At 65.9% G+C, this 21009-nt stretch carries 18 protein-coding genes; 10 read left to right on the top strand and 8 right to left on the bottom strand.

Going from position 1 to position 21009, the window contains the following annotated elements:
- Positions 1 to 231 precede the first annotated feature (231 nt).
- The 3 genes from panB (at position 232) to ACM1PE_RS27615 (ending at position 2674) form a co-directional block, all read left to right on the top strand.
- Positions 232 to 1077 (top strand): 3-methyl-2-oxobutanoate hydroxymethyltransferase, encoded by an 846-nt coding sequence (gene panB, locus ACM1PE_RS27605; protein ID WP_059377014.1) that lies wholly within the window; start codon positions 232 to 234, stop codon positions 1075 to 1077.
- 56 nt (positions 1078 to 1133) lie between these two features.
- Positions 1134 to 2243, top strand: coding sequence for a YcjF family protein (locus tag ACM1PE_RS27610; protein WP_059377011.1), 1110 nt, complete (start codon positions 1134 to 1136; stop codon positions 2241 to 2243).
- Between the two features lie 218 nt (positions 2244 to 2461).
- Positions 2462 to 2674, top strand: coding sequence for a DUF1059 domain-containing protein (locus ACM1PE_RS27615; protein ID WP_059377009.1), 213 nt, complete (start codon positions 2462 to 2464; stop codon positions 2672 to 2674).
- A 97-nt stretch (positions 2675 to 2771) separates the two neighbouring features.
- Here ACM1PE_RS27615 and ACM1PE_RS27620 read toward each other — a convergent pair whose 3' ends face one another.
- Positions 2772 to 3812 carry an ornithine cyclodeaminase gene (locus tag ACM1PE_RS27620; RefSeq protein ID WP_419341628.1) on the bottom strand — a complete coding sequence of 347 codons (1041 nt, stop codon included), beginning with the start codon at positions 3810 to 3812 and terminating at the stop codon, positions 2772 to 2774.
- Between the two features lie 124 nt (positions 3813 to 3936).
- On the opposite strand from ACM1PE_RS27620, the gene ACM1PE_RS27625 reads away from it, so the two are divergent.
- The 3 genes from ACM1PE_RS27625 to ACM1PE_RS27635 all read left to right on the top strand — a co-directional run bounded on the left by ACM1PE_RS27625 (position 3937) and on the right by ACM1PE_RS27635 (position 7114).
- Positions 3937 to 4362 carry an Lrp/AsnC family transcriptional regulator gene (locus tag ACM1PE_RS27625; protein ID WP_059377005.1) on the top strand — a complete coding sequence of 142 codons (426 nt, stop codon included), beginning with the start codon at positions 3937 to 3939 and terminating at the stop codon, positions 4360 to 4362.
- Positions 4363 to 4628: 266 nt separating this feature from the next.
- Positions 4629 to 6098, top strand: coding sequence for a dihydropyrimidinase (gene hydA, locus ACM1PE_RS27630; RefSeq protein WP_306634923.1), 1470 nt, complete (start codon positions 4629 to 4631; stop codon positions 6096 to 6098).
- Positions 6099 to 6181: 83 nt separating this feature from the next.
- A complete protein-coding gene (locus ACM1PE_RS27635) occupies positions 6182 to 7114 on the top strand; it encodes an N-carbamoyl-D-amino-acid hydrolase (RefSeq protein ID WP_187523969.1) in 933 nt (310 codons plus the stop codon).
- On the opposite strand, the gene ACM1PE_RS27640 is transcribed toward ACM1PE_RS27635, so the two are convergent.
- Positions 7111 to 8067: a LysR family transcriptional regulator gene (locus ACM1PE_RS27640; protein WP_059376999.1), complete on the bottom strand. Its 957-nt coding sequence runs from the start codon at positions 8065 to 8067 to the stop codon at positions 7111 to 7113. The two genes, ACM1PE_RS27635 and ACM1PE_RS27640, sit on opposite strands and share 4 nt — an antisense overlap.
- Before the next feature lie 77 nt (positions 8068 to 8144).
- On the opposite strand from ACM1PE_RS27640, the gene ACM1PE_RS27645 reads away from it, so the two are divergent.
- Positions 8145 to 8804 carry an aspartate/glutamate racemase family protein gene (locus ACM1PE_RS27645; protein WP_419341630.1) on the top strand — a complete coding sequence of 220 codons (660 nt, stop codon included), beginning with the start codon at positions 8145 to 8147 and terminating at the stop codon, positions 8802 to 8804.
- 5 nt (positions 8805 to 8809) lie between these two features.
- On the opposite strand, the gene ACM1PE_RS27650 is transcribed toward ACM1PE_RS27645, so the two are convergent.
- From ACM1PE_RS27650 to ACM1PE_RS27670, 5 genes are all read right to left on the bottom strand, one after another.
- Positions 8810 to 10570, bottom strand: a complete 1761-nt coding sequence (locus ACM1PE_RS27650) for an ABC transporter ATP-binding protein (protein ID WP_118932308.1) — start codon at positions 10568 to 10570, stop codon at positions 8810 to 8812.
- Between the two features lie 12 nt (positions 10571 to 10582).
- On the bottom strand, positions 10583 to 12037 hold the full coding sequence (locus tag ACM1PE_RS27655; RefSeq protein ID WP_306634917.1) for an amidohydrolase family protein: 1455 nt from the start codon (positions 12035 to 12037) through the stop codon (positions 10583 to 10585).
- A 66-nt stretch (positions 12038 to 12103) separates the two neighbouring features.
- A complete protein-coding gene (locus ACM1PE_RS27660) occupies positions 12104 to 13681 on the bottom strand; it encodes an ABC transporter substrate-binding protein (protein WP_419341633.1) in 1578 nt (525 codons plus the stop codon).
- 51 nt (positions 13682 to 13732) lie between these two features.
- Positions 13733 to 14638 (bottom strand): ABC transporter permease, encoded by a 906-nt coding sequence (locus ACM1PE_RS27665; protein ID WP_059376989.1) that lies wholly within the window; start codon positions 14636 to 14638, stop codon positions 13733 to 13735.
- Complete coding sequence (locus tag ACM1PE_RS27670; RefSeq protein ID WP_059376986.1) at positions 14635 to 15573, bottom strand: ABC transporter permease; 939 nt, start codon at positions 15571 to 15573, stop codon at positions 14635 to 14637. Before ACM1PE_RS27670 ends, ACM1PE_RS27665 begins: the two co-directional genes overlap by 4 nt.
- A 414-nt stretch (positions 15574 to 15987) precedes the next feature.
- On the opposite strand from ACM1PE_RS27670, the gene ACM1PE_RS27675 reads away from it, so the two are divergent.
- Complete coding sequence (locus tag ACM1PE_RS27675) at positions 15988 to 16932, top strand: ornithine cyclodeaminase family protein (RefSeq protein ID WP_059376984.1); 945 nt, start codon at positions 15988 to 15990, stop codon at positions 16930 to 16932.
- Between the two features lie 19 nt (positions 16933 to 16951).
- Here ACM1PE_RS27675 and ACM1PE_RS27680 read toward each other — a convergent pair whose 3' ends face one another.
- Positions 16952 to 17851: a LysR substrate-binding domain-containing protein gene (locus ACM1PE_RS27680; RefSeq protein ID WP_059376982.1), complete on the bottom strand. Its 900-nt coding sequence runs from the start codon at positions 17849 to 17851 to the stop codon at positions 16952 to 16954.
- A gap of 122 nt (positions 17852 to 17973) precedes the next feature.
- On the opposite strand from ACM1PE_RS27680, the gene dkgB reads away from it, so the two are divergent.
- Positions 17974 to 18777, top strand: coding sequence for a 2,5-didehydrogluconate reductase DkgB (dkgB, locus tag ACM1PE_RS27685; RefSeq protein WP_251878578.1), 804 nt, complete (start codon positions 17974 to 17976; stop codon positions 18775 to 18777).
- 178 nt (positions 18778 to 18955) lie between these two features.
- Positions 18956 to 20977: a hypothetical protein gene (locus tag ACM1PE_RS27690; RefSeq protein ID WP_251878575.1), complete on the top strand. Its 2022-nt coding sequence runs from the start codon at positions 18956 to 18958 to the stop codon at positions 20975 to 20977.
- Positions 20978 to 21009 lie beyond the last annotated feature (32 nt).

Below are 21009 nucleotides of genomic sequence, written 5' to 3' on the forward strand. Positions count from 1 at the left end.
GATGTAACGCTTTTGTGGAAACTCCAAAACGTCCCTAAATTTGTTGCGGACGCTTTCCACAGAGCACGGCATCGCGATGTCCGAAAATTTTCGATTACGTTTTGCCGCAAAGATTAGCCTGCTCGACAACGCCATGCGCTAGCTGCAGCGCCGCGCCCGCGGCCTTCCGCTACGATGCGGGTATCGCAATGTCCCGATTCAAGCACTCAACCCTGGATAGGAAGGATTTCGATGTCTACGACCGCCACCCTGAACGCGGCTGCCGCCCACGCCCCCCGCCTGAGCGTGCCGGCGTTCCGCGCACGCAAGCGCCAGGAACCGCTGGTGATGCTGACGGCCTACACGGCGCGCATGGCCGAACTGCTGGACCCGCATTGCGATGCCCTGCTGGTGGGCGACAGCCTGGCGCAGACGATCTACGGACTACCTTCCACCGTGCCCGTCACGCTGGACATGATGATTGCGCACGGCGCCGCCGTGGTGCGCGGCTCGCGCCGGGCGCTGATCGTCGTCGACATGCCTTTCGGCAGTTATGAGGAAAGCCCCGAACAAGCCTTCCGATCCGCGGCGCGCATCATGAAGGAAACGGGCGCGGGCGCGGTCAAGCTGGAGGGCGGCCAAAGCATGGCGCCCACCGTCGCCTACCTGTCGGCGCGCGGCATCCCGGTCATGGGCCATGTCGGCCTGACGCCGCAAGCCGTGAACATCCTGGGCGGCTACGGCGCGCGCGGCCGCGGCGAAGCCGAATACGCCCGCATCGCCGCCGATGCCGCCGCCGTGGCGGACGCCGGCGCCTTCGCGCTGGTGATCGAGGGCGTGGTCGAGCCGCTGGCGGCGTCGATCACCGAGGCCGTCGCCTGCCCGACCATAGGCATAGGCGCATCCGCGCGCTGCGACGGCCAGGTGCTGGTGGTGGACGACATGCTGGGCATGTTCGAGCGCACCGCGCGCTTCGTGAAACGCTACGACGACCTGGCCGGCCGCATCCAGCAGGCGGCACAAAGCTATGCCGGCGAAGTCCGTGCGCGGACCTTCCCCGAATCGGCCCATCTTTACGGCGTGGCGGGCGGCGCCTGATGGCGGCGCGCGTTTCTCGCTAGAATCTTCCCCATGCCTTTCTACGCACACACCTCATGAGCACGCCCCGCATGGACACGCCCCAGTTGCAGGACGCCATCGCGGACGCCATCAGCACCGCGACGCGCGGCGCGGGGCGTGTGAACATCCTGGTCGCGGGCAAGACCGGCGTCGGCAAGAGCACGCTGATCAACGCCGTATTCCGCGGCGACCTGGCCAAGACCGGCGCGGGCAAGCCCGTCACCCAGTCGACCCAGGAATTCACCCGGGCCGGCCATCCGCTCACCATCATCGACACGCGCGGCCTGGAGGTCGGCGACTACGAGCGCTCGCGCCAGCAGTTGGCGGACCTGATCCAGGAACGCTCCGCCTCCGACGACCAGGACCGGCATCTGCATGTGGCCTGGCTCTGCATCCAGGACAGCAGCCACCGCGTCGAAGACGCCGAAATCGAGCTGTGCAACATGCTGTCCGATGCCGGCATCCCCGTCGTGGCGGTGCTGACCAAGGCGCGCAAGAACAGCCCCTTCGTCGACGAAGCGCGCAAGCTGCTGCCGCGCGCCAAACAGGTGGTGGCGGTGCGCGCGCTGCCTGAATGGATCGAGGAACTGGACGCGGAACTGCCGCCCATGGGCCTGGACAACCTGATCGAGGCCACGGCGCTGCACATCCCCGAAGCGCAGCAACGGGCCTATGCCAACGCCCTGTCCACCCGCAACAAGAAAGCCCTGGAAGTAAAAAAAAAGCGGGCTGAGATAGAGGTCAACGTGGCCGCCGGCCTGGCCGCCTCGGCTGCCGCCGCGCCGATTCCGTTCTCCGACGCCGTCGCGCTGGTGCCGATCCAGGTCGGCATGATCGCCAAGATCGGCATCACCTTCGGCATGGAACTGAATACCGCCGCCATCACCACGCTGGTCACCTCCACGCTGGGCGCGTCCGCCGCCACGCTGATCGGGCGCTCGGTGGTTTCGGGGCTGCTGAAATTCATCCCCGGCGCGGGCAGCGCGGTGGGCGGCACCATCGCCGCCACCACCGCCGGCGCCATCACCAAGCTGCTGGGCAATGCCTACGTGGCCGTGCTGTACGACTTCTGCCTGAAGCATCCGGGCAAGGACATCGACATCGCGATGATCGCCCAGGCCTTGAAACAGCGCGTCAGCTTCTGACGGGCCGCGTCCGCGCCGGTGTTTTCGCACCAGTGCGGACGGATCCCTTTGCGCACTGGCGCGGGCCGTTCCTTGCGAACCGCGCCGCGCCCGCGGCGCCAGATCTATACTTTTCGAACCGCCCCCGCCGCTGCGACGCGCCAGCGGCCCGGACTTCCCGCGCCGCGCGCCGGATGTTCTTGCGCAGGCCCACGCTGCCTGCGCACAGGGAGACTCTCATGACTCGCAAATACATCGATTGCCGCGAGTACCCCAGCGAAATGAATTGTTCGGTGGCCTTGGCCGCGGATTCCGAAAAGGAACTGCTGGAAGCGGCCGTGCAGCACGCCACCACGGTCCACAAGCATGCCGACAGTCCCGAGCTGCGCTCGCAGCTGAAGTCGCTGTTCCACGACGGCACGCCGCCGGTTGAAACCCCGCGGCGCGCCTGACCGCGCCGCGGCCGCCATCGCATCAGCGCTGGCGTGGCCCGCCGCGCCAGCGTCGGCCAACACGGCCGCGCCACGAAGACGCGGCCGTCTGCCGGCGCTATGCTCGGGCGAGCGCGGGCTGCGCCGCGCGCACCGCCTCGAACAGGTTCTTCGGATCCGGCAATTGCGGCGCCACCTCGATGCGGGCGCCGATGCCGTGTCGAGCGGCGGCGTCGCGCAGCCAGCGCAGCGCCGAAAAATCCTCCAGCGCAAAGCCCACCGAATCGAAGATGGTCACGTCCGCTGCGCTCCTGCGGCCGGCGCTCTGGCCGGTCAACACCCGCCACAGTTCCGTTACCGCGAAGTCCGCGGGCATCTGCTGCAGATCGCCTTCGATGCGCGTCTGCGGCTCGTATTCCACGAACACCGGTCCCGCGCGCAGCACGTCCTCGTGCAGTTCCGTCTTGCCCGGGCAGTCGCCGCCGACGGCGTTGATATGCATGCCCGGCTCGACCATGTCCGCGGTCAGGATGGTGGCGTAGGCCTTGTCCGCCGTCACCGTGGTGACGATGTCCATGCCCTTGACCGCCTCTGCCGCACTATCGAAGCGCACCACGCGCAAGCCGGGCACTGAAGCCAGATTGCTTTCAAGCTTGCGTGTGGCGCCTGCGTCCACGTCATAGACGTGCAGCGTGTCGAGGCCGAGGATGTAATGGAAGGCCAGCGCCTGGAACTCGCTTTGCGCGCCGTTGCCGATCAGCGCCATCTTGCGCGAGTCCGGCCGGGCCAACGCGCGCGCCGCCAGGGCGGAGGTCACGGCCGTGCGCAATGCGGTGGTCAAGGTCAGCTCGCTGATCAGCAGCGGCTCCCCGGTGCTGACTCGCGCCAGCGCGCCGAAGGCCATCACGGTGGACAGCCCGTCCAGCGGATTGCCTGGATGGCCGTTGACGTACTTGAAGGTGTAGAACTCGCTGTCGGCGGTGGGCATCAGTTCGATCACGCCGGTCGCGGAATGGCTGGCCACCCGCGCGCTCTTGTCGAATTCCTGCCATCGAAGAAAGTCCGACAGCAGATAGTCCAGCAGACCGGAAAAGACCTGTTGCGGGCCTTGCAGGGCCACGATCTTGGCCACGTCGGAAGTTGAAAGCAGCGTCGTCAATTTGTTCTCCCCGAGTTATGGAACAGAAATTCTGGGGGATGGGCAAACCAATTAATAGTGACAATAATCCACACAAAACGCTAAGATTCTGCCATTCTGCCAGCGCCAAATAGCACTATTAACAATGGACACGCTAGATCAGAACCTGCTGGGCCTGCTGCGCGCCGACGCCCGCATGTCCGTCGCCACCTTGGCGAAAAAACTCGATGTCTCGCGCGGCACCATCGACAACCGCATCCGCAAACTGGAAGAGCGCGGCGTCATCCGCGGCTATACCGTGCGCCTGCGGCCCGAGGTGGAAACCGAGGACATCGTCGCCTGGATGAGCATCGCCGTCGAAGGCCATGAAACCCGCAAGATCGTAAGCCTGCTGATGGGCGAACCCAGCGTGGCGGGCCTGCACGACACCAACGGCCGCTGGGACCTGCTGGCCGAGCTGCGCGTGCCCACCATCGACCAGCTGTCCGAAGTGCTGGACCGCCTGCGCACGCTCAAGGGCATCTCCGCCACGGAAACCAGCATCCATCTCAAGACCTTCAAGGCACTCTGAGCGCGGATTGCCCCGGGGAAACCCGATATAAAACTTTGCATAGCCTCCATGATCCAGCGTTATGCATCGTGCGCGGGCAGCCTCTCCCTGTCCGTCAAATAGCCCGCCGAATCATGGCCTTAGCGTAAATCCCGGTGAGCCGCTCGCGGCGGCGCGCGGGCCTGCCGCGTGGTTTCCGATTTCCCGGTACGCATGCATGCTTGCGTCTTCCGCCGGGCACGCCGCCGCGCGCGCCGCGGCATGCCCTTCCCCGCGCTCGGATTCCCATGACAGACTTCGATCTGACCCTGCACAACGGCCGCATCGTGACGGCCGACGCCGACTTCATCGGCGATATCGGCATCGTGGACGGCGTCATCGCCGCGATATCGACATCGTTGCCAGCAGGCCGCCGCGCCATCGACGCAAGCGGCAGGCTGGTCATGCCTGGCGGCATCGACAGCCACTGCCACGTAGAACAGCTTTCCAGCATGGGCGTGCTGTGCGCCGACGATTGGCACAGCGCCTCCATCTCTGCGGCCCATGGCGGCAACACCACCATCGTGCCGTTCGCCGCGCAGCATCGCGGCCAATCGTTGCGCCAGGTGGCGGATGCCTATGCCGCCTCGGCCGCCGAAAAATCGGTGATCGATTACAGCTACCACCTGATCATCTCCGACCCCACACCCGAAACGCTGAACCGCGACCTGCCCGAGCTGATCCGCGCGGGCATCACGTCGTTCAAGGTCTTCATGACCTACGACAAGCTCAAGCTGGATGACAAACAGCTGCTGGACGTGTTCGCCATCGCGGCGCGCGAAGGCGCGCTGCCGATGGTCCACGCCGAAAACAACGACGTCATCAGCTGGATCACGCGCCACCTGCTCGCGGCCGGACACACGGCGCCCAAGTACCACGCCGTCAGTCATGACCCCATCGCGGAAACCGAAGCGACACAACGCGCCATCAAGCTGGCCGCGGTACTGGAAGTGCCGGTCCTGATCGTGCACGTGTCGACCCAGGGCGGCGCGCAGGCGATCCATGCGGCGCAAACGCTGGGCGCGCCCGTGTATGGCGAAACCTGCCCCCATTACCTGCTGCTGACCGCCGAAGACATCGACATCCCCGGCGTCGAAGGCGCCAAGTTCTGCTGCAGCCCGCCACCGCGCGACCCGGTATCGCAGCAAGCGCTGTGGCAGAGCCTGGACAGCGGCACGCTGGCGCTGTTGTCTTCCGACCATGCGCCGTACCGCTATGACGAATCCGGCAAGCTGCCCGCCGGCGACGCCACCACGTTCAAGCAGATCGCCAACGGCCTGCCGGGGCTGGAAGTGCGCATGCCGCTGCTGTTTTCGGAAGGCGTGCGCAGCGGCCGGCTCAGCCTGCAGCAGTTCGTGGCGCTCACCTCGACCAACCATGCCCGCATGTACGGCCTGTATCCGCGCAAAGGCACGCTTTCGGTCGGCGCCGACGCCGATATCGCGATCTGGGACCCCGAGAAGACCGTGACGGTGAGCGCCGCCGGCCTGCACGACGCCGTGGGCTACACGCCGTACGAAGGCCGCCAGGTCACCGGCTGGCCCGTCACGGTAATCAGCCGCGGCGCCGTCATCGTCGACGAAGGCCAGCTGAATGCCGAGCGCGGCCGCGGCCAGTTCATCGCCCGCGGCCTGCCGGCCCCGCTGCAGAAAACGCGCGAGGTCAGTCCGCGCGCGGCCCTGCTGCGCAAGATTTTTCCGACCGTGATCGAGCCGTAGACCACGGCGCATGGCACGCAATCCACAACGACAAGCAATACCTGGAGATCTACATCGTGAGTAACGCAACTCCCGCCCGCAAGATGGGCCTGGCGGTCGCCCAGATGGGCGCAGTCAACCTTGCCGATTCCCGCGCGGCGGTAGTCCGCCGTCTGGTCGAAATGATGCGCGAAGCCGCCGCCCGCAAGGCGGAGTTCGTCGTCTTCCCCGAACTGGCGCTGACCACGTTCTTCCCGCGCTACTGGATGGACGACGCCGAGGCCGTCGAGCGGTACTTCGAGAAGAGCATGCCCAACGCCGACGTGCAGCCGCTGTTCGACACCGCGCGCGAGCTCGGCATTGGCTTTTATCTCGGCTACGCCGAGCTGACGCCCGAAGGCCGCCAGTTCAACACCGCCATCCTGGTGGACCGCAGCGCCCGGATCATCGGCAAGTACCGCAAGATCCACCTGCCGGGCCACTCCGACCACAAGATCGGCGCGCCGTTCCAACACCTGGAAAAGAAATTCTTTGAAGTCGGCGACCTGGGCTTCGGCGTCTGGGAAACCAACGACGTCAAGATCGGCATGTGCCTGTGCAACGACCGCCGCTGGCCCGAAACCTATCGCGTCATGTCGCTGCAAAGCGCCGAGCTGATCGTACTGGGCTACAACACGCCATCGCTGAACATCCACTGGAACGAACCCGCGCACCTGCGCACCACCACGCATGAGATCGTGCTGCAGGCCAGCGCCTACCAGAACGCGGTCTGGGTCGGCGCCGCCGGCAAGTGCGGCCATGAAGACGGCCATCACATGATAGGCAGCTCCATGATCGTGGCGCCGTCCGGCGAAATCGTCGCGCGTTCCAGCGGCGAAGAAGATGAAGTGATCACGGCAAACATCGATCTGGCGATGGGCCAGACCTTCCGCGACCACGTCTTCAACTTCGCCAAGCATCGCAGCCCGCATCACTACCGGCTGATCATCGAACGCACGGGCGCCGGCGATCCGCTGCCGGTGCCGGAAGTGGTCTAAGCCCGGTTGACGATGGCCTGCGTCATCGCAGGCAGTTCTTTTTTGACGATCTGGGAAAACTGGACCAGAAACGCCTTGGCGATGGACGGCGGAGGTTCGATCCGGGAATGGGAAATGTGCACCGAGAGCGCGATCGCGGGTTCGATCCGGCGCACCACGATGCCCTGCATCAGCGCGTCCGTCAGTCCATACGAATCCACCAGGGCGATGCCGACGCCCTGGCGCACGAAGGAGCATGCGGTCTGCGAAGAACGCACCTCGATGGCCGGCGTGAATCCCTGGCCCAGCGGATCCAGATAGTCGTGCAAGGTCTCGCCCAACGGCGTGTCGCGGCCATAGCCCACCAGCATTTCGCCCGCCAGCATCGCCGGCTCGATGACGCTTTCGCGTGCCAGCCGGTGGCCTGCCGGCAGCACGCAGACGATCTCGCCCTGCGCCAGTTCACTGGTAATCAGGTTGGGATGCTCGGGCTTGAACGTGGAAATGGCGATATCCGCATGTCCCAGCAGCACCTGGGGCAGCAGCGCGTCCATGCCCAGCGGCCGGTAGCGGATGCGCACGCCCGGATTGCGCGCGCAGAATTTCGCGGTAGCGGCAGGGATCAGCCATTCGCCGAAGCTGGGGCTGGACACCACGCTGACCAGTCCCGCGCCATGGCCCGCCATGCCGGCGGCCATGTCGTTCAGGCGGCTGACCCCGGCCTGAATCGATTCAACCTCCTGGAAGAGCTTGCGCGCCTCCTTGGTGGGATGCAGGCGCCCCTTGAACCGCTCGAACAAGGCGTAGCCCAGACGCAGCTCTATCGATGCCAGCACCCGGCTGATGGCGGGCTGCGTCACGTGCAGCAGCCGGCCCGCCGCGCTGAGCGAACCCGTGATCATGATGGCGTGGAATACCTCGATCTGCCGCAGGTTCAACGGCCCGGACCGGACCTTTCCAGGTAATTCCGACATGCTGCTTTATTTCCTCCAGACCTGAACCACGCGCGCACCGCGCCTTACCGCCTCTTTCGCAGGGATTCTACTCAATCGTGTCCAACGCCCGCATCACCCTCGTAAACCCGAACTCCCTGGTCAAGGTCACGGAAGCCATCGCACGCGCGACGGCGCCGTTCCAGGGCCTGCCGCTGGATTTCCGCTTCCTGACATCGACCGGCGGCCCCGCCGGCATCCAGACCCAGGCAGAGGCCGACGCCAGCATCGCGCCGATGGCGCAGCTGTTCCGGCAGGAGGCCGCCGCCACCGACGCCTTCATCGTGGCCTGCTTCAGCGATCCCGGCCTGCACGGATTGCGGGACCTGGTCCCGGTCCCCGTGCTGGGCATCGGCGAGTGTTCCGTGCTGACGGCCATGAGCATGGCTACGCGCATCGGCGTGATCGCCATCGCCAGCGCCGCCGTTGCGCGGCACCTGCGCTACTTCCGCGCCATGGGCGTCGCCGACCGCATCTGCGGCGAACTGGCGCTGGACATGAAAGTCAGCGACCTGGCGGATCCGGAAAGAGCCTTCGAGCGCATGACGGCGGTGGGCCGGACGCTGCGCGACGACCACGGCGCCGACGTGCTGATCATGGGATGCGCCGGCATGGCCGACCTGCGCGACAGATTGGAAGAGGCTTGCGGCCTGCCCGTGGTGGAACCCACGCAGGCCGCCGTCGCCATGGCGGCAGGGCGGCTTTTCAGCCGCGCCTGAGTTTCCTAGGCCGCCATCTGGACGTAGTGCCCCGCGGCCACCTGCACCAGTTCGCAGACCTGCGGGTTGTCGCCGACCTTGCGGATCGGGCTGGGAATATCGCGCGCGGTGCTTGCCGCGCGCAGGTGGCGGCGGGCGGGATCGGGAATCGGCACCGCCGACAGCAACCGTTGCGTGTACGGGTGCCGGGGACGATGCAGCACTTCCTGCGTCGGACCGATCTCCACGATCTGTCCCAGATACATCACCGCCACGCGGTGGCTGACTTTCTCCACCACCGCCATATCGTGCGAGATGAACAGGTAGGACAGGTCCATCTCCGCCTGCAGTTCCTTCATCAACTCGATCACGCGCGCCTGCACCGACACGTCCAGCGCCGACACCGGCTCATCGGCCACGATGACCTTCGGGCTCACGCTCAAGGCGCGCGCAATGCACAGGCGCTGGCGCTGGCCGCCCGAGAACTGGTGCGCGTAGCGGTCGAGGAATTCCCGCGGAAGGTTGACCCGTTCCAGCAGCTGAGCGGCACGCTCGCGGCGCTGCTCGCGGCTGAGCCCGCCGTGCACCTTGAGGGGTTCGCTGACCAGGTCCCAGGCATGCAGACGCGGGTTCAGGGAGGCATATGGATCCTGGAAGATCATCTGGATATGCCGCCGCATCTCGCGCATCTGGTCCGGTTTCATGTGAGTCACGTCCTGGCCGGCCAGCCGGATCGCCCCTTCGCTGGGCTGTACCAGCTTCATCAGCAGGCGGCCGGTGGTCGATTTTCCGGAGCCGGATTCGCCCACCAGTGCCAGCGTCTCGCCGGCCCGCAGCGCAAACGACACGCCTTCCACCGCGTGCACGTTCGCCACCACCTTGCCAAACGCCCCCGCCTTCACCGGGAAACGCTTCGCCAGGCCTGCGACCTCGAGCACAACCGGGCGTCCCTGCAGCGCGGCTTCGCCGGGCGAGCCGTCGCCCAGCTTGGGCACGGACGCCAGCAGGTCACGGGTGTAAGGCTGGCCCGGCGCGCCGAACAGCGCGGCGGTCTCGTTTTCCTCGATCTTGTCGCCGTGCCGCATGACCACCACGCGGTCGGCGATCTCCGCCACCACGCCCATGTCGTGGGTGATGAAGAGCACCGCCATGCCCACCTCGCGCTGCAGGTCGCGGATCAGGTCGATGATCTCGGCCTGCACCGTCACGTCCAGCGCAGTCGTCGGCTCGTCCGCGATCAGCAGTTGCGGCCGGCAGGCCAGCGCCATGGCGATCATCACGCGTTGGCGCATGCCGCCGGACAGATCGCCCGGATACTGAGTCATGCGGCGCTCGGGTTCGGACATCTTGACCGCGGCCAGCATGGCTTCGGCCTGCTTCCAGGCCTGCGCGCGCGAGATGTCCTGATGCAGCAGATACACCTCGGCCAGTTGATCGCCCACCGTCATCACCGGGTTCAATGACGTCATGGGCTCCTGGAACACCATCGATATCTCGTTGCCGCGCACCCGCCGCAAGGCCGACTCTTCCAGTTTGAACAGGTCGACTTCGCGTCCGTCGCGTGGCACGAAGCGGGCCGCCCCCGCCGCGATGCGGCCGCCGGCGCGCTCGATGAGGCGCAGGATGGACAGCGCCGTGACTGATTTTCCGGAACCGGACTCTCCCACCAGGGCCACGGTCTCGCCTCGGCCTATGGTGAAGTCCAGCGATTTCACGGCGCGGTAGGGCTGGCCGCGAGGACCGAACTCCACGCTCAGGCCTTCGACCGCCAGTAGTGTCTCGCTCATCCAGGCTCTCCGTTAAGCGCGGCTGGGGAAAACGCGCGGCGACATATCGTCGATGCTGCGGCCGGCATAGTCACGCTGCGCCACGGTCGCGATCGTCTGCGCCTGGGCGCGCTCCACCTGCTGCATCGCGTTTTCGATATCGATGGTCAAGAGCTCGCCATTGCGCACCAGCTGTTCGCCGTCGACGTAGACATCGCGTATGGCCCGGTCCCCGGCCGAGTAGATCAAGCTGCGCAGCGGCTCGCGGCCCGGGCGCATGTATGGATGCGACAGGTCGACCAGGGAAAAGTCTGCCTTGGCGCCCACGGCTAGCCGGCCGATATCGTCGCGCCCCAGCATCCTGGCGCCATTGACCGTGGCGGCATTGAAGACTTCTTGCGTGGACGCTGCGCGGAAATTTCCCGCCTGCAACCGCGCCACATAGCAGGCCAGCCGCATTTCATCCAGCATGTTGTGCGGGAAGGTATCGGTGCCGATGCCCACGTTGATGCCGGCGCGCAGGTAGCGGCCCAGGAAACTCAGCGCAATGCCGCGGCGCACGAAAACGGTCGGACAATGCGCCACGTGGGCGCCGGAACGCTGCAACAGGCCGAAGTCGTCGGCATGGGGCCAATAGAGCGTGCGGTGATCGTTCAGGAAAATGCCATGTCCGATGATCAGGTCGCTGTTCAGCAGGCCCTGGTCGTCCAGCCATTCGATGGGCGTGCGGCCATGTCGGCGCGTCATCTCTGAAAATTCCACCACGCTCTGCGCGGCGTGTATCTGCATCGGCACGCCCAGGCGGCGGGCGGCTTGCTGCGCCTGCTTCAGCAGGCCGGGCGAGCAGGTATCGACTTGCGAGGGGCACAGCATGGCGCTCAGGCGTCCGCTGGGATGATTGATGGCGCTGTCCGCCACGGCCAGCGCCGCCTCGAACGATTTTTCCGCCCCGTCCTCGTCCCAGGTGTATTCGACCGAATGGCCGTCCGTGGTGCGCCATGCGGCGGACCGGAACATGGGTCCCAGTACGCCGCGGATGCCGGTGGCCGCCACCACGTCGGCCCAGCCCGGACGCGGCAGGGACATGTCGACGAAGGTTGTCACTCCGCTCAGCAACATCTCCGACACCGCCACCTGATTGGCATATGGCGCAGTCTCTATGCCCATGCGGAACACGGGCATGTATTCGTACAGCGAGCTTTGGCCCAGCTTATCGCTGCCCAGTTCTTCCAGCAGGCCGCGGTTTCCAGGCTCGGAGGAGGGATGGGTGTGGACGTTGACCAGCCCCGGCATCGCCATCAGGCCGCTGCCGGACACCACCTCATCGGCCGGGCCCGCGTAGCCGGAGCCTGCGTGGATGATGGTGTTGCCGCGCATCACCAGATCGGCGTTTTCGATATAGACGTGCGAGCCCAGTTCGGCGTCCCACGCCACCAGCGTGGACAGGTTCTTGAAATGAGTGATACGGGATTGATTGCTTGCGCTCACGGAAGGCTCTCAGCGACGTGATGAATGATGAAACGGCGGCGCGGACCGGCCGCGCCGCCATCGCGCTTACTTGAAGGCGATGTCCAGGCCCTTGTAGGCCGCCGCGCCGAAGATGCCGTGCGCCTGCATCGGCTTCATGCGCGGTCCGCCCACCAGGTAGAGCGAGTCGTGGTACAGCGGAATCCAGGCGACCCCGTCCGAGATCTTGGTCAACGCCTTGGACAGGATCGCGTCGCCCTCCTTCGGGTCCAGCGCCTGGCCGCCTTCCTCCAGCCACTTGTCGGTATCGGCATCCTTCCAGTTCATGCGGTTCGGCGTCGGGATGCTGGCCGACAGGAAATAGCTGTTGAGGGCCTCGCCCGTGCTCATGTAGCCAAAGCTCATGCTGAACTCGTCGAACTCCTGCGTGGCCAGCTTGCCCCAGGCCGAGGTCGAGTCGAACAGCTGCACGCGCAGGTCCACGCCGACTTTCTTCATGTCGCCCTGCACGGCTTCCATGATGTCCTTCCAGTAGCCCGTGATCCCGTAATGCAGCAGCGAGAGCTTCTGTCCGTCCTTGTAGCGGTAGCCGTCGGACTGCATTTTCCAGCCGGCCTCGTCCAGCAGCTTTTTGGCGGCGGCCGGGTCATAGCGGTAGGCCTCGTTCTTGCCCGCCGGCGTCTTGGTGGCCAGCATGCTGGTGGCGGGCGCCGCCTCGCCGAAGGTGATGGCCTCGGTCAAGGCCTGGCGGTTGACGGACAGGTTGATCGCGCGGCGCACGTTCACGTCCGCCAGCATGGGCTTGTCGATCTTGAAACCCAGGAAGAAGGTCCAGTAGAACGGGTCAGCCTTGCTCACGAAGAGACGCTTGTCGGCCTTGAGGTCCTTGATCGACCACTGCGGCAGGTAGCGCGACAGGTCCGCCTGGCCGCTTTGCAGCGCCGTCAGGCGGGTGCTTTCCTCCGGCACAATCTTCCAGACGATCCGGTCGACCTTGGGCGTGGGATCCTTGTAGATCGTTGGGCCCCAGTCGTATCCGGCATGCCTGGTCAGCACGACCTCGTTGCGCGGCGACCAGCTCTGGAAGCAATAGGGGCCGGTGCCGTCGAAGGCCTTCACGCCATAGTCCTGGCCCAGGGCCTTGACCTGATCGATATTGATGACGGAATGCATGTAGTGCGCCATCTGCTGCAGCAGCTCGTTGTAGGGCTTCTTCAGCTTGTAGACCACGGTGTAGTCGTCGGGCGCCGTGATGCTGTCCACCGGGCCCGCGCGCCAGCGCTCCAATCCCTTGGTTTCCGGATTCAGCCAGCGCTCGTAGCTCGCCACCACGTCCTTGGCCGTCATCTTCTTGCCGCTGCAGAACGTCACGTTGTCGCGCAGGCTGAAGGTGTAGGTCAGGCCGTCGGGCGATACGGTCCAGCTCTTGGCCAGCGCCGGCACCGGCGTCTTCATGTCGTAGTCCAGGCCCACCATCGTGTCGGCAGCCATGAACAGCACCTCGGCAGCGCCGCGCGCGGTGGTGCGGTGCGGGTCGTATTTGTCGGTATCCAGCTCGCGCAGGATCAGGACAGTCTTGTCGGACTGCGCCAGCGCGGGCGTCTGCACGGACAACAGAAAGGTCAACGCCAGCGGCGCGAGGGCCAGGCCCTTGGTGATCGTCATGGTTGTGGTTTCCCCGAAGTTGGTCTGATGTGTGGTCAAGCGCGCCGCGGTTCAGAACCGCAGCTTGGGATCGAGCGCATCGCGCAGGCTGTCGCCCAGCAGGTTGAAGGCCAGCACGATGAAGAAGATCGTCATCGTCGGAATGGTGGATATATGCGGGAACACCTGCAGGAACTTGCGTCCGTCGGCGGCCATGCTGCCCAGTTCGGCGAAAGGCGGCTGCGGCCCCAGGCCCAGGAACGACAGCACCGATCCCAGCAGGATGGTGTGGCCTAGCTGCAAAGTGGCGTAGATCATCAGCATCGACGAACAATTCGGCAGCAGGTAGCGCGTGATCAGGTAGAAGTTGCCGAAGCCCATCGCGTGGCCGGCTTCCATGTATTCCTGTTTCATCACCACCATGGCCGAACCGCGGGCGATTCGCGCCATGCCAGGGATGGCGGATATGCCCAGGGCAAGCACCATGCTCAGCGTTCCAGGCCCCATCAGCGCCGACAGGCTGAGCCCGAACAGGATCGCGGGAAACGACAGCAGCACGTCCACCACGCGCATGATCACGCCTTCCAGCGGACGGTAATAGGCCGCCAGGATGCCGAGCGCCGCGCCGATTCCCGACCCGCCGATGACCGCCAGTACGCTCAGCATCAACGTGGCGCGTATGCCGTAGATGATGCGCGACAGGATGTCCCGGCCCTGCACGTCGGTGCCCAGCAGATAGGCCACGCCCTCGGGCGAGGTCCAGCCCGGCGCCTTGCGGGCGATGGACATGTTGGTGGAATAGGGGTCGTGCGGCGCCAGCCAGGGCGCGAACACCGCCGTCAGCACAATCGCGATCACCGCCAGCAGCGACAGCAGCAGGATGGGGTCGCGTCGCAAGCGCGATGCGAGGCGCGCCAGCGGCGCGGCCATGGCCTGAGGCGGCACGCCGCCCAACGAAGAAGTCGCGCCTGCGCTCATGATTTTTGTCCTCGCGGATCCAGGTAGCCGTAGAGCAGATCCACGATCAGGTTGATGACGATGAAGCCCAGCGCCGTCACCAGGATCGCGCCCTGGGCCAACGGGAAATCGCCGGCGAAGATCGCGCCCACGGCCATGCGGCCGACGCCCGGCCAGGAATAGATCTGTTCGGTCACGACAGCGCCGCCCAGCAGGTTGCCGACTTGCAGGCCCACCAGCGTGACGATGGGCAGGAGCGCGTTGCGCAGCGCGTGGCGCAGCACCACACGGCGCTCGCCCGCGCCCTTGGCCCGGGCCGTGCGCACGTAGTCGCCGCTGAGCGTTTCGATCACGGCGGTGCGAGTGATGCGCGCCACCGGTCCGATCAGCACCGAACCCAGGGTCAAGGCGGGCAGGGCGATGGACTGCAGCCCGGCCAGCGTCCACAAGGGGCCATTGCGGCCGATATAGGGCAACAGACCCGCGCCCCCCACGTGCTGCACCAGCAGCAATCCGACCCAGAACACCGGCAGCGACACGCCGACGACCGACAGCGTCATCACGAACCGGTCGATGAGCTTGCCGCGCCGGTAGGCGGCCAGGGTGCCCAGCAGGATGGCCAGCGGGACCGACCAGACCACGCTGGCCAGCATCAGCTCCGCCGTCGCGCCTATCGTGGCGCCGATCTCGTCGATCACCGGCACGTTGGAAATCATCGACCGCCCCAGGTCCAGATGCAGCAGGCGCCACATGTACATGGACAATTGGTAGGCCATCGGCTTGTCCAGGCCCAGTTCCTGGCGTACCTGCGCCAGCTCTTCCGTGGTTGCCGTAGGCCCGGCGATGACGGCGGCGGGATCGGCCGGCGCCACTTGCAGGAGGACGAAGCACACGACCACCACGCCCAGCAGGACGGGCAGAGAGATGGTGAGGCGGTTGAGCAGTTGCCGGATCATGCGACGCGCGCTCCGGCGGCGGAAATTTGCCCGTGGACAGCCCGGGCCAGCACGGGCCGTCCTGTGGCGGGATGAACTGAACTCGACATGAAACGACCTCTCTTTGCGCGCCCAGGCGCTAACGGTGGTCGAAGCATGCCAGCGGGATTTGCCCCCGTGGACCCAGGGAAATCCACTATGCAGGGATTTTGCGGCGGCTCGGCAAGTTCCAATCAAATCATTGATTCAAAAGGAATTTATGGAACAGAAAAAGCAAGGGGCGCAGGCATGCGATAACGGGGTGTTATGACGCCTGCGCAAAGATTGATAGCCAGCGGCGAGGCCCGCCGCCGCCCTTGCGGCGCGCCACCGACGCGGCGCTGCTAGACTGCCCCTGCTCCCTACGACAGACCGCCCCGCCGCAGGCACCTAACCATGCGCTTCATCGACACCGAACAAACCCGCGACGCCCTGTCCTTCGACGCCGTCATTCCCGCCCTGCGGGAGGCCTTCCGCGGCAGCGCCACCGTGCCGCCGCGGCATGTCCACGCCATCCAGTCGGGCAATGCGCACGGCACCTCGCTGATCATGCCCGCCTGGAGCGACCGCGGCTATTTCGGCGTGAAGATCATCAACATCTTCCCCGAGAACACCCACCAGGGCCTGCCCGGCCTGCACGCCACCTACAACCTGTACAGCGCCACCACCGGCGTCCCGATAGCCCAGGTGGACGGCGACATCGTCACCGTGTACCGCACGGCGGGCGCGGCCGCGCTGGGCGCGGACTATCTGGCGCGCGCCGACGCCAGCACGCTGCTCATCGTGGGCTCCGGCCGCATCGCCGGCCTGGTGGCGCAGGCCATGCGCACGGTGCGCCCGATCCAGCGCGTGCTGGTGTGGAACGTGCGTGCGGCCGGCGCCGAGAAACTGGCCGGCGAGTTGCGCGCGCAGGGCTTCGATGCGGCAGCCGCCGCCGACCTGGAAAGCGCCGCGCGCCAGGCCGACATCATCAGCTGCGCCACCCTGTCCACCGTGCCGCTGATTCACGGCGCCTGGCTGCGCCCCGGCGTGCACCTGGACCTGATCGGCAGCTTCAAGCCCGAAATGCGCGAAACCGACGCGGCCTGCTTCGACGGCACCTCGGTCTACGTGGACACCAGCGAGGCGCCCACCAAGTCCGGCGACCTGCTGGCCGCCTTCGAAGCCGGCGCGCTCAAGCGCGAGGATATCCGCGGCGACCTGCACCAACTGGCCGCCGGTGAACTGCCGGGCCGCCGCGACGATCAGGAAATCACCGTGTTCAAGGCCGTGGGCAGCGCGCTGGAGGACCTGACGCTGGCGACACTGGTGTACGAATCGGTCAGCGGCGAACGCGCCTGAGCCCGCAGCGCCCGCGCCGCTATTCGAAGCCGCGCGGGCCCAGCGCCTGGACCATGTAGTCAATGAAGGATTTGATGCGCGAAGAGATCGCGGTGTTGCGGTAGTACACCGCGTTGATCGGCTGGCGCACGTCCTGCGTCTGCTTCACCAGCAGCTGCTGCAAGGCGCCGCTGGCGCGGTCGCCACGCGTCATGAAATCGGACAGGCAGACGACGCCGCCGTCGTTCAGGGCCAGTTGCCGCAAGGTTTCGCCGCTGAACGCGCGCACGTGCGGCTTGATGTGCAGGGCCTGGCCGTCGGCCTCCAGCAAGGGCCATTCGTTCAACGCTTCCAGCTGGCTGAAGCCCAGCAAAATGTGCGAAGCCAGATCGGCCACACGCCTGGGCGTGCCATGCACGCCCAGATAACCGGGACTGGCCAGCACGCGCACGCGGCTGTGGCCCAGCGGCACCGCATGCAACGATGAATCCTTCAGGCGTCCGATGCGGATGGCCAGGTCGGTGCGGCGCTCCAGCAGGTCGATGTTGCCCTCGTTGCTGTTGAGCTCCAGTTCCACCTGCGGATAGCGCTTGCGATAGCCCGGCACCAGCGGCGCGATCACGTGCAGCATGAAGGGCGAGGCCGCATCCACCCGCAAGCGACCGGCCGGCTGGTTGCGGCGCAGGCTCATCAGCTCCTCGCTTTCCTCCACCGCGGCCACGATCTTGCGCGCCTGCTCCAGGTAGGCCCGGCCTTCCTCGGTCAGCTCCAGCCGCCGCGTGGTGCGGCGCATCAGCGTGGTCTGCAGCTTCTCTTCCAGCCGGCTCATGGTCCGGCTGGCGGCGGAAACGGTCTGTCCAAGCACGTCTGCGGCAGCGGTGATGGAACCGCTGTCCACAATGGCGATAAAGACCTGCATTTCATCGAGGGTCGTCTTCATTCTTGCATTTATATCAAAAGTCTTTCGTGAATACCGGACTTTTTCTGCAAGTATCCGCCAGGCACACTGCAGGCATTCCCGGGCATCTGCGCCCGGATCCGCGAACCCATCAGGAGTTACCCATGAGCATTCCCGCCTTCGGCGTCGGCACCTTCCGCCTGCAGGGCCAGGCCGTCATCGATTCCGTGCGCAACGCGCTGGATCTTGGCTACCGCGCCATCGACACCGCGCAAATCTACGAAAACGAAGCCGAAGTCGGCCAGGCCATCGCCGAATCCGGCGTGCCGCGCGAAGCGCTGTTCGTCACGACCAAGATCTGGGTTCCCAACTACGCCCGCGACAAGCTCATCCCCAGCCTGAAGGACAGCCTGGCCAAGCTGCGCAGCGACTACGCGGACCTGACCCTGATCCATTGGCCCGCGCCCGGCAACGGCGTCGCCATCGACGAATTCATGACCGCGCTGGCCGAGGCCAAGACGCAAGGCCTGACCCGCCAGATCGGCATCTCCAACTTCCCCATCGCCGAAACCCGTGCCGCCATCGCCGCGGTGGGCCGCGAGCAGATCGCCACCAACCAGATCGAACTCAGCCCCTACCTGCAGAACCGCAAGCTCGCCGCCTTCCTGCAGGAACAGGACATTCCGGTCACGTCGTACATGACGCTGGCCTATGGCAAGGTGCTGAAGGATCCGGTCATCGGCCTGATCGCCCAGCGGCATGACGCGACACCCGCGCAGGTCGCGCTGGCCTGGGCGCTGCAACTGGGCTATGCCGTCATTCCGTCGTCGACCAAGCGCGAGAACCTGGCCAGCAACCTGCTCGCCCAGGACCTCCGGCTGACGGACGAGGACATGGCGCAGATCGCGGCGCTGGAGCGCAATGGGCGCGAAGTCAGTCCCGAGGGCCTGGCGGCGCAGTGGGATTAAGCCGTACATAGTGCAAACGCACCATTGCAAATTCACGGATTAATACTTTCGGATACTAGCGAAGCAGAGTAGGCGCGCCTATATATCGCAGCTACGGGCGCAATCTTTGCTGTCGTCATATTGTCTTGCCTGAAACCGCCGCCCTCGCGCTGAAAGCCTGTCTCCACTGGAGTACGCCATGGCTGCAAAGAAGCAAGCGGGGCGCGCCGCCCCGGCACGCAAGACGGCGGCAAAGCGGCAGCCCGCCGCGGCCGGCACGGCAGCGGCCAAGACGCCCCGATCCGACCCGAAACGCAAAAGCCGCGCACTGCCGCCTGCGCTGCCGTTTCGCCGCACGGCCAAGCCTGACGCCTTCGACGTCCGCGATCTCCCATTTCGCCCAAACATCTCGGTCACGCCCAAGACCGAGATGATTCCCGCGATGGGATTGACCGTGAAGCACCAGGAAGACACCTCGGCCTGCACCGGCTTCGCCTTGTCCACGGTGGTCGAATACCTGCTGCGCAAGTCGGAGCGCGAACCGCGCCCGGCCATCTCGCCATTCATGCTGTACTCCATGGCCAGACGCTATGACGAGTTCCCGGGTTCCGTCGACGACACGGGATCGAGCCTGCGCGGCGCGCTCAAGGGCTGGTTCAAGCACGGCGCGTGCGCCCAGGAACTGTTTCCGGCCCTGGCCATGCCGGCTGCGGCCAACGAAACCGCCGACGACTGGTGGCTGGACGCCGTCAAGCGCCCGCTGGGCGCCTATTACCGCATCGACACGCGCAACATCGTCGAAATGCACGCGGCGCTCAACGAGGTCGGCATCCTGTACGCCAGCGCGGGCTGCCATGCCGGCTGGGACGACGGCCATGGCGTCACCCCGCAGAAGGCGCCTTCCACGCCGGGCGCGCAGCCATTCTGGATCATCCCGCCCGACAAGCAGGACTCCGCCACCGACGGCCACGCCTTCGTCATCGTCGGCTATACCCAGGACGGCTTCCTGATCCAGAACTCCTGGGGCGAGGAATGGGGCACCCATGGCCTGGCGGTGCTGACCTACGACGACTGGATGCGCAACGCCATGGATTGCTGGGTGGTGCAGCTGGGCGTGGTCACGCATGAGCACACCAAGATCTCGAACAGCATCACCCTGCGCACCGAAGGCAAGCGTGTCACGCTGGCCGCGGGAACCGTGCTGCGCAACCGCGAGCTCTCGCCCTTCATCGTCAACGTCGGCAACAACGGCAAGCTCAGCAACAGCGGCACGTTCCGCACCACGCCCGACGACCTGCGCGCCATCGTCGATGTGCACATGAACGCCGCGCGCGAGAAGTGGGGCTTGAAGGACAGGCCCATGGACGTCTGCGTGTACGCGCATGGCGGCCTGGTGGGCGAAGAAGATGCGGCGGAAGCCGCCGCCGAATGGATCCCGCTGCTCTACGAGAAACAGATCTTCCCGGTCTTCCTGATGTGGGAAACGGACTTCATCACCACCGTGAAGAACATCATCCAGGACGCCGCCCACAGCGTGCCGCGCACCACGGGCGGCCTGGGCGAGCGGCTGGAGCGCTGGTGGAACCAGCGCCTGGAACGCTGGCTGGCCCGGCCTGGCACGGTGATCTGGGGCGAGATGAAGCAGAACGCCCAGGCCATGAGCGAACCGACGCCCAAAGGCATGGCGCAGGAAGAAGCCGCGATGATCATGCTCTACAAGCACTTCAAATCGCATGTCAGCCAGGGCCGCGTGCGCCTGCACATCGTCGGCCATTCGGCCGGCGCGATCGTCGCCAGCCACTTCGTGCACCGCTTGACGGCTGACGGCGGCGAGCTGGAATCGCTCAACCTGATGGCCCCGGCAGTCACGCTGGACACCTTCCAGAAATTGGTCGTGCCGCACCTGAAGACGCGGGTAAAACGCTATCAGCAGTTCCACCTTTCCGACCGGGCCGAGGAAGACGACCCCACCTGCGGCCCGTATCGCCGCTCGCTGCTCTATCTGGTGAGCGAGTCCTTCGAAGGCGGCACCACCACGCCGCTGCTGGGCATGGAACGCTATTTCCGCGATGCCGGCATCGCTTGCGACGCCGTGCACGTCTCGCCCGAAGGCAGCCCTGCGCCCGGCTCCGCCAACCCGCCCGTGGCAGCCAGCACGCATGGCGGCTTCGACAACGACAAAGGCACCCAGCAGCAGATCATTGCGTTCATCAAACGTTGAGCCGGCAGCCGCGCCAGCAACCGCGGCAGGCA

The sequence above is a fragment of the Achromobacter sp. PD1 genome, assembly GCF_048541815.1.
In the GTDB taxonomy this organism is placed as follows: Bacteria; Pseudomonadota; Gammaproteobacteria; order Burkholderiales; family Burkholderiaceae_B; genus Achromobacter; species Achromobacter bronchisepticus_A.

Bases quoted from the DNA above. Each gene is read 5' to 3' on its own strand.
- panB (WP_059377014.1), top strand. From the start codon at position 232: ATGTCTACGACCGCCACCCTGAACGCGGCTGCCGCCCACGCCCCCCGC.
- ACM1PE_RS27610 (WP_059377011.1), top strand. From the start codon at position 1,134: ATGAGCACGCCCCGCATGGACACGCCCCAGTTGCAGGACGCCATCGCG.
- ACM1PE_RS27615 (WP_059377009.1), top strand. From the start codon at position 2,462: ATGACTCGCAAATACATCGATTGCCGCGAGTACCCCAGCGAAATGAAT.
- ACM1PE_RS27625 (WP_059377005.1), top strand. From the start codon at position 3,937: ATGGACACGCTAGATCAGAACCTGCTGGGCCTGCTGCGCGCCGACGCC.
- hydA (WP_306634923.1), top strand. From the start codon at position 4,629: ATGACAGACTTCGATCTGACCCTGCACAACGGCCGCATCGTGACGGCC.
- ACM1PE_RS27635 (WP_187523969.1), top strand. From the start codon at position 6,182: ATGGGCCTGGCGGTCGCCCAGATGGGCGCAGTCAACCTTGCCGATTCC.
- ACM1PE_RS27640 (WP_059376999.1), bottom strand. From the start codon at position 8,067: ATGTCGGAATTACCTGGAAAGGTCCGGTCCGGGCCGTTGAACCTGCGG.
- ACM1PE_RS27650 (WP_118932308.1), bottom strand. From the start codon at position 10,570: ATGAGCGAGACACTACTGGCGGTCGAAGGCCTGAGCGTGGAGTTCGGT.
- ACM1PE_RS27660 (WP_419341633.1), bottom strand. From the start codon at position 13,681: ATGACGATCACCAAGGGCCTGGCCCTCGCGCCGCTGGCGTTGACCTTT.
- ACM1PE_RS27665 (WP_059376989.1), bottom strand. From the start codon at position 14,638: ATGAGCGCAGGCGCGACTTCTTCGTTGGGCGGCGTGCCGCCTCAGGCC.
- ACM1PE_RS27670 (WP_059376986.1), bottom strand. From the start codon at position 15,573: ATGATCCGGCAACTGCTCAACCGCCTCACCATCTCTCTGCCCGTCCTG.
- ACM1PE_RS27675 (WP_059376984.1), top strand. From the start codon at position 15,988: ATGCGCTTCATCGACACCGAACAAACCCGCGACGCCCTGTCCTTCGAC.
- ACM1PE_RS27680 (WP_059376982.1), bottom strand. From the start codon at position 17,851: ATGAAGACGACCCTCGATGAAATGCAGGTCTTTATCGCCATTGTGGAC.
- dkgB (WP_251878578.1), top strand. From the start codon at position 17,974: ATGAGCATTCCCGCCTTCGGCGTCGGCACCTTCCGCCTGCAGGGCCAG.
- ACM1PE_RS27690 (WP_251878575.1), top strand. From the start codon at position 18,956: ATGGCTGCAAAGAAGCAAGCGGGGCGCGCCGCCCCGGCACGCAAGACG.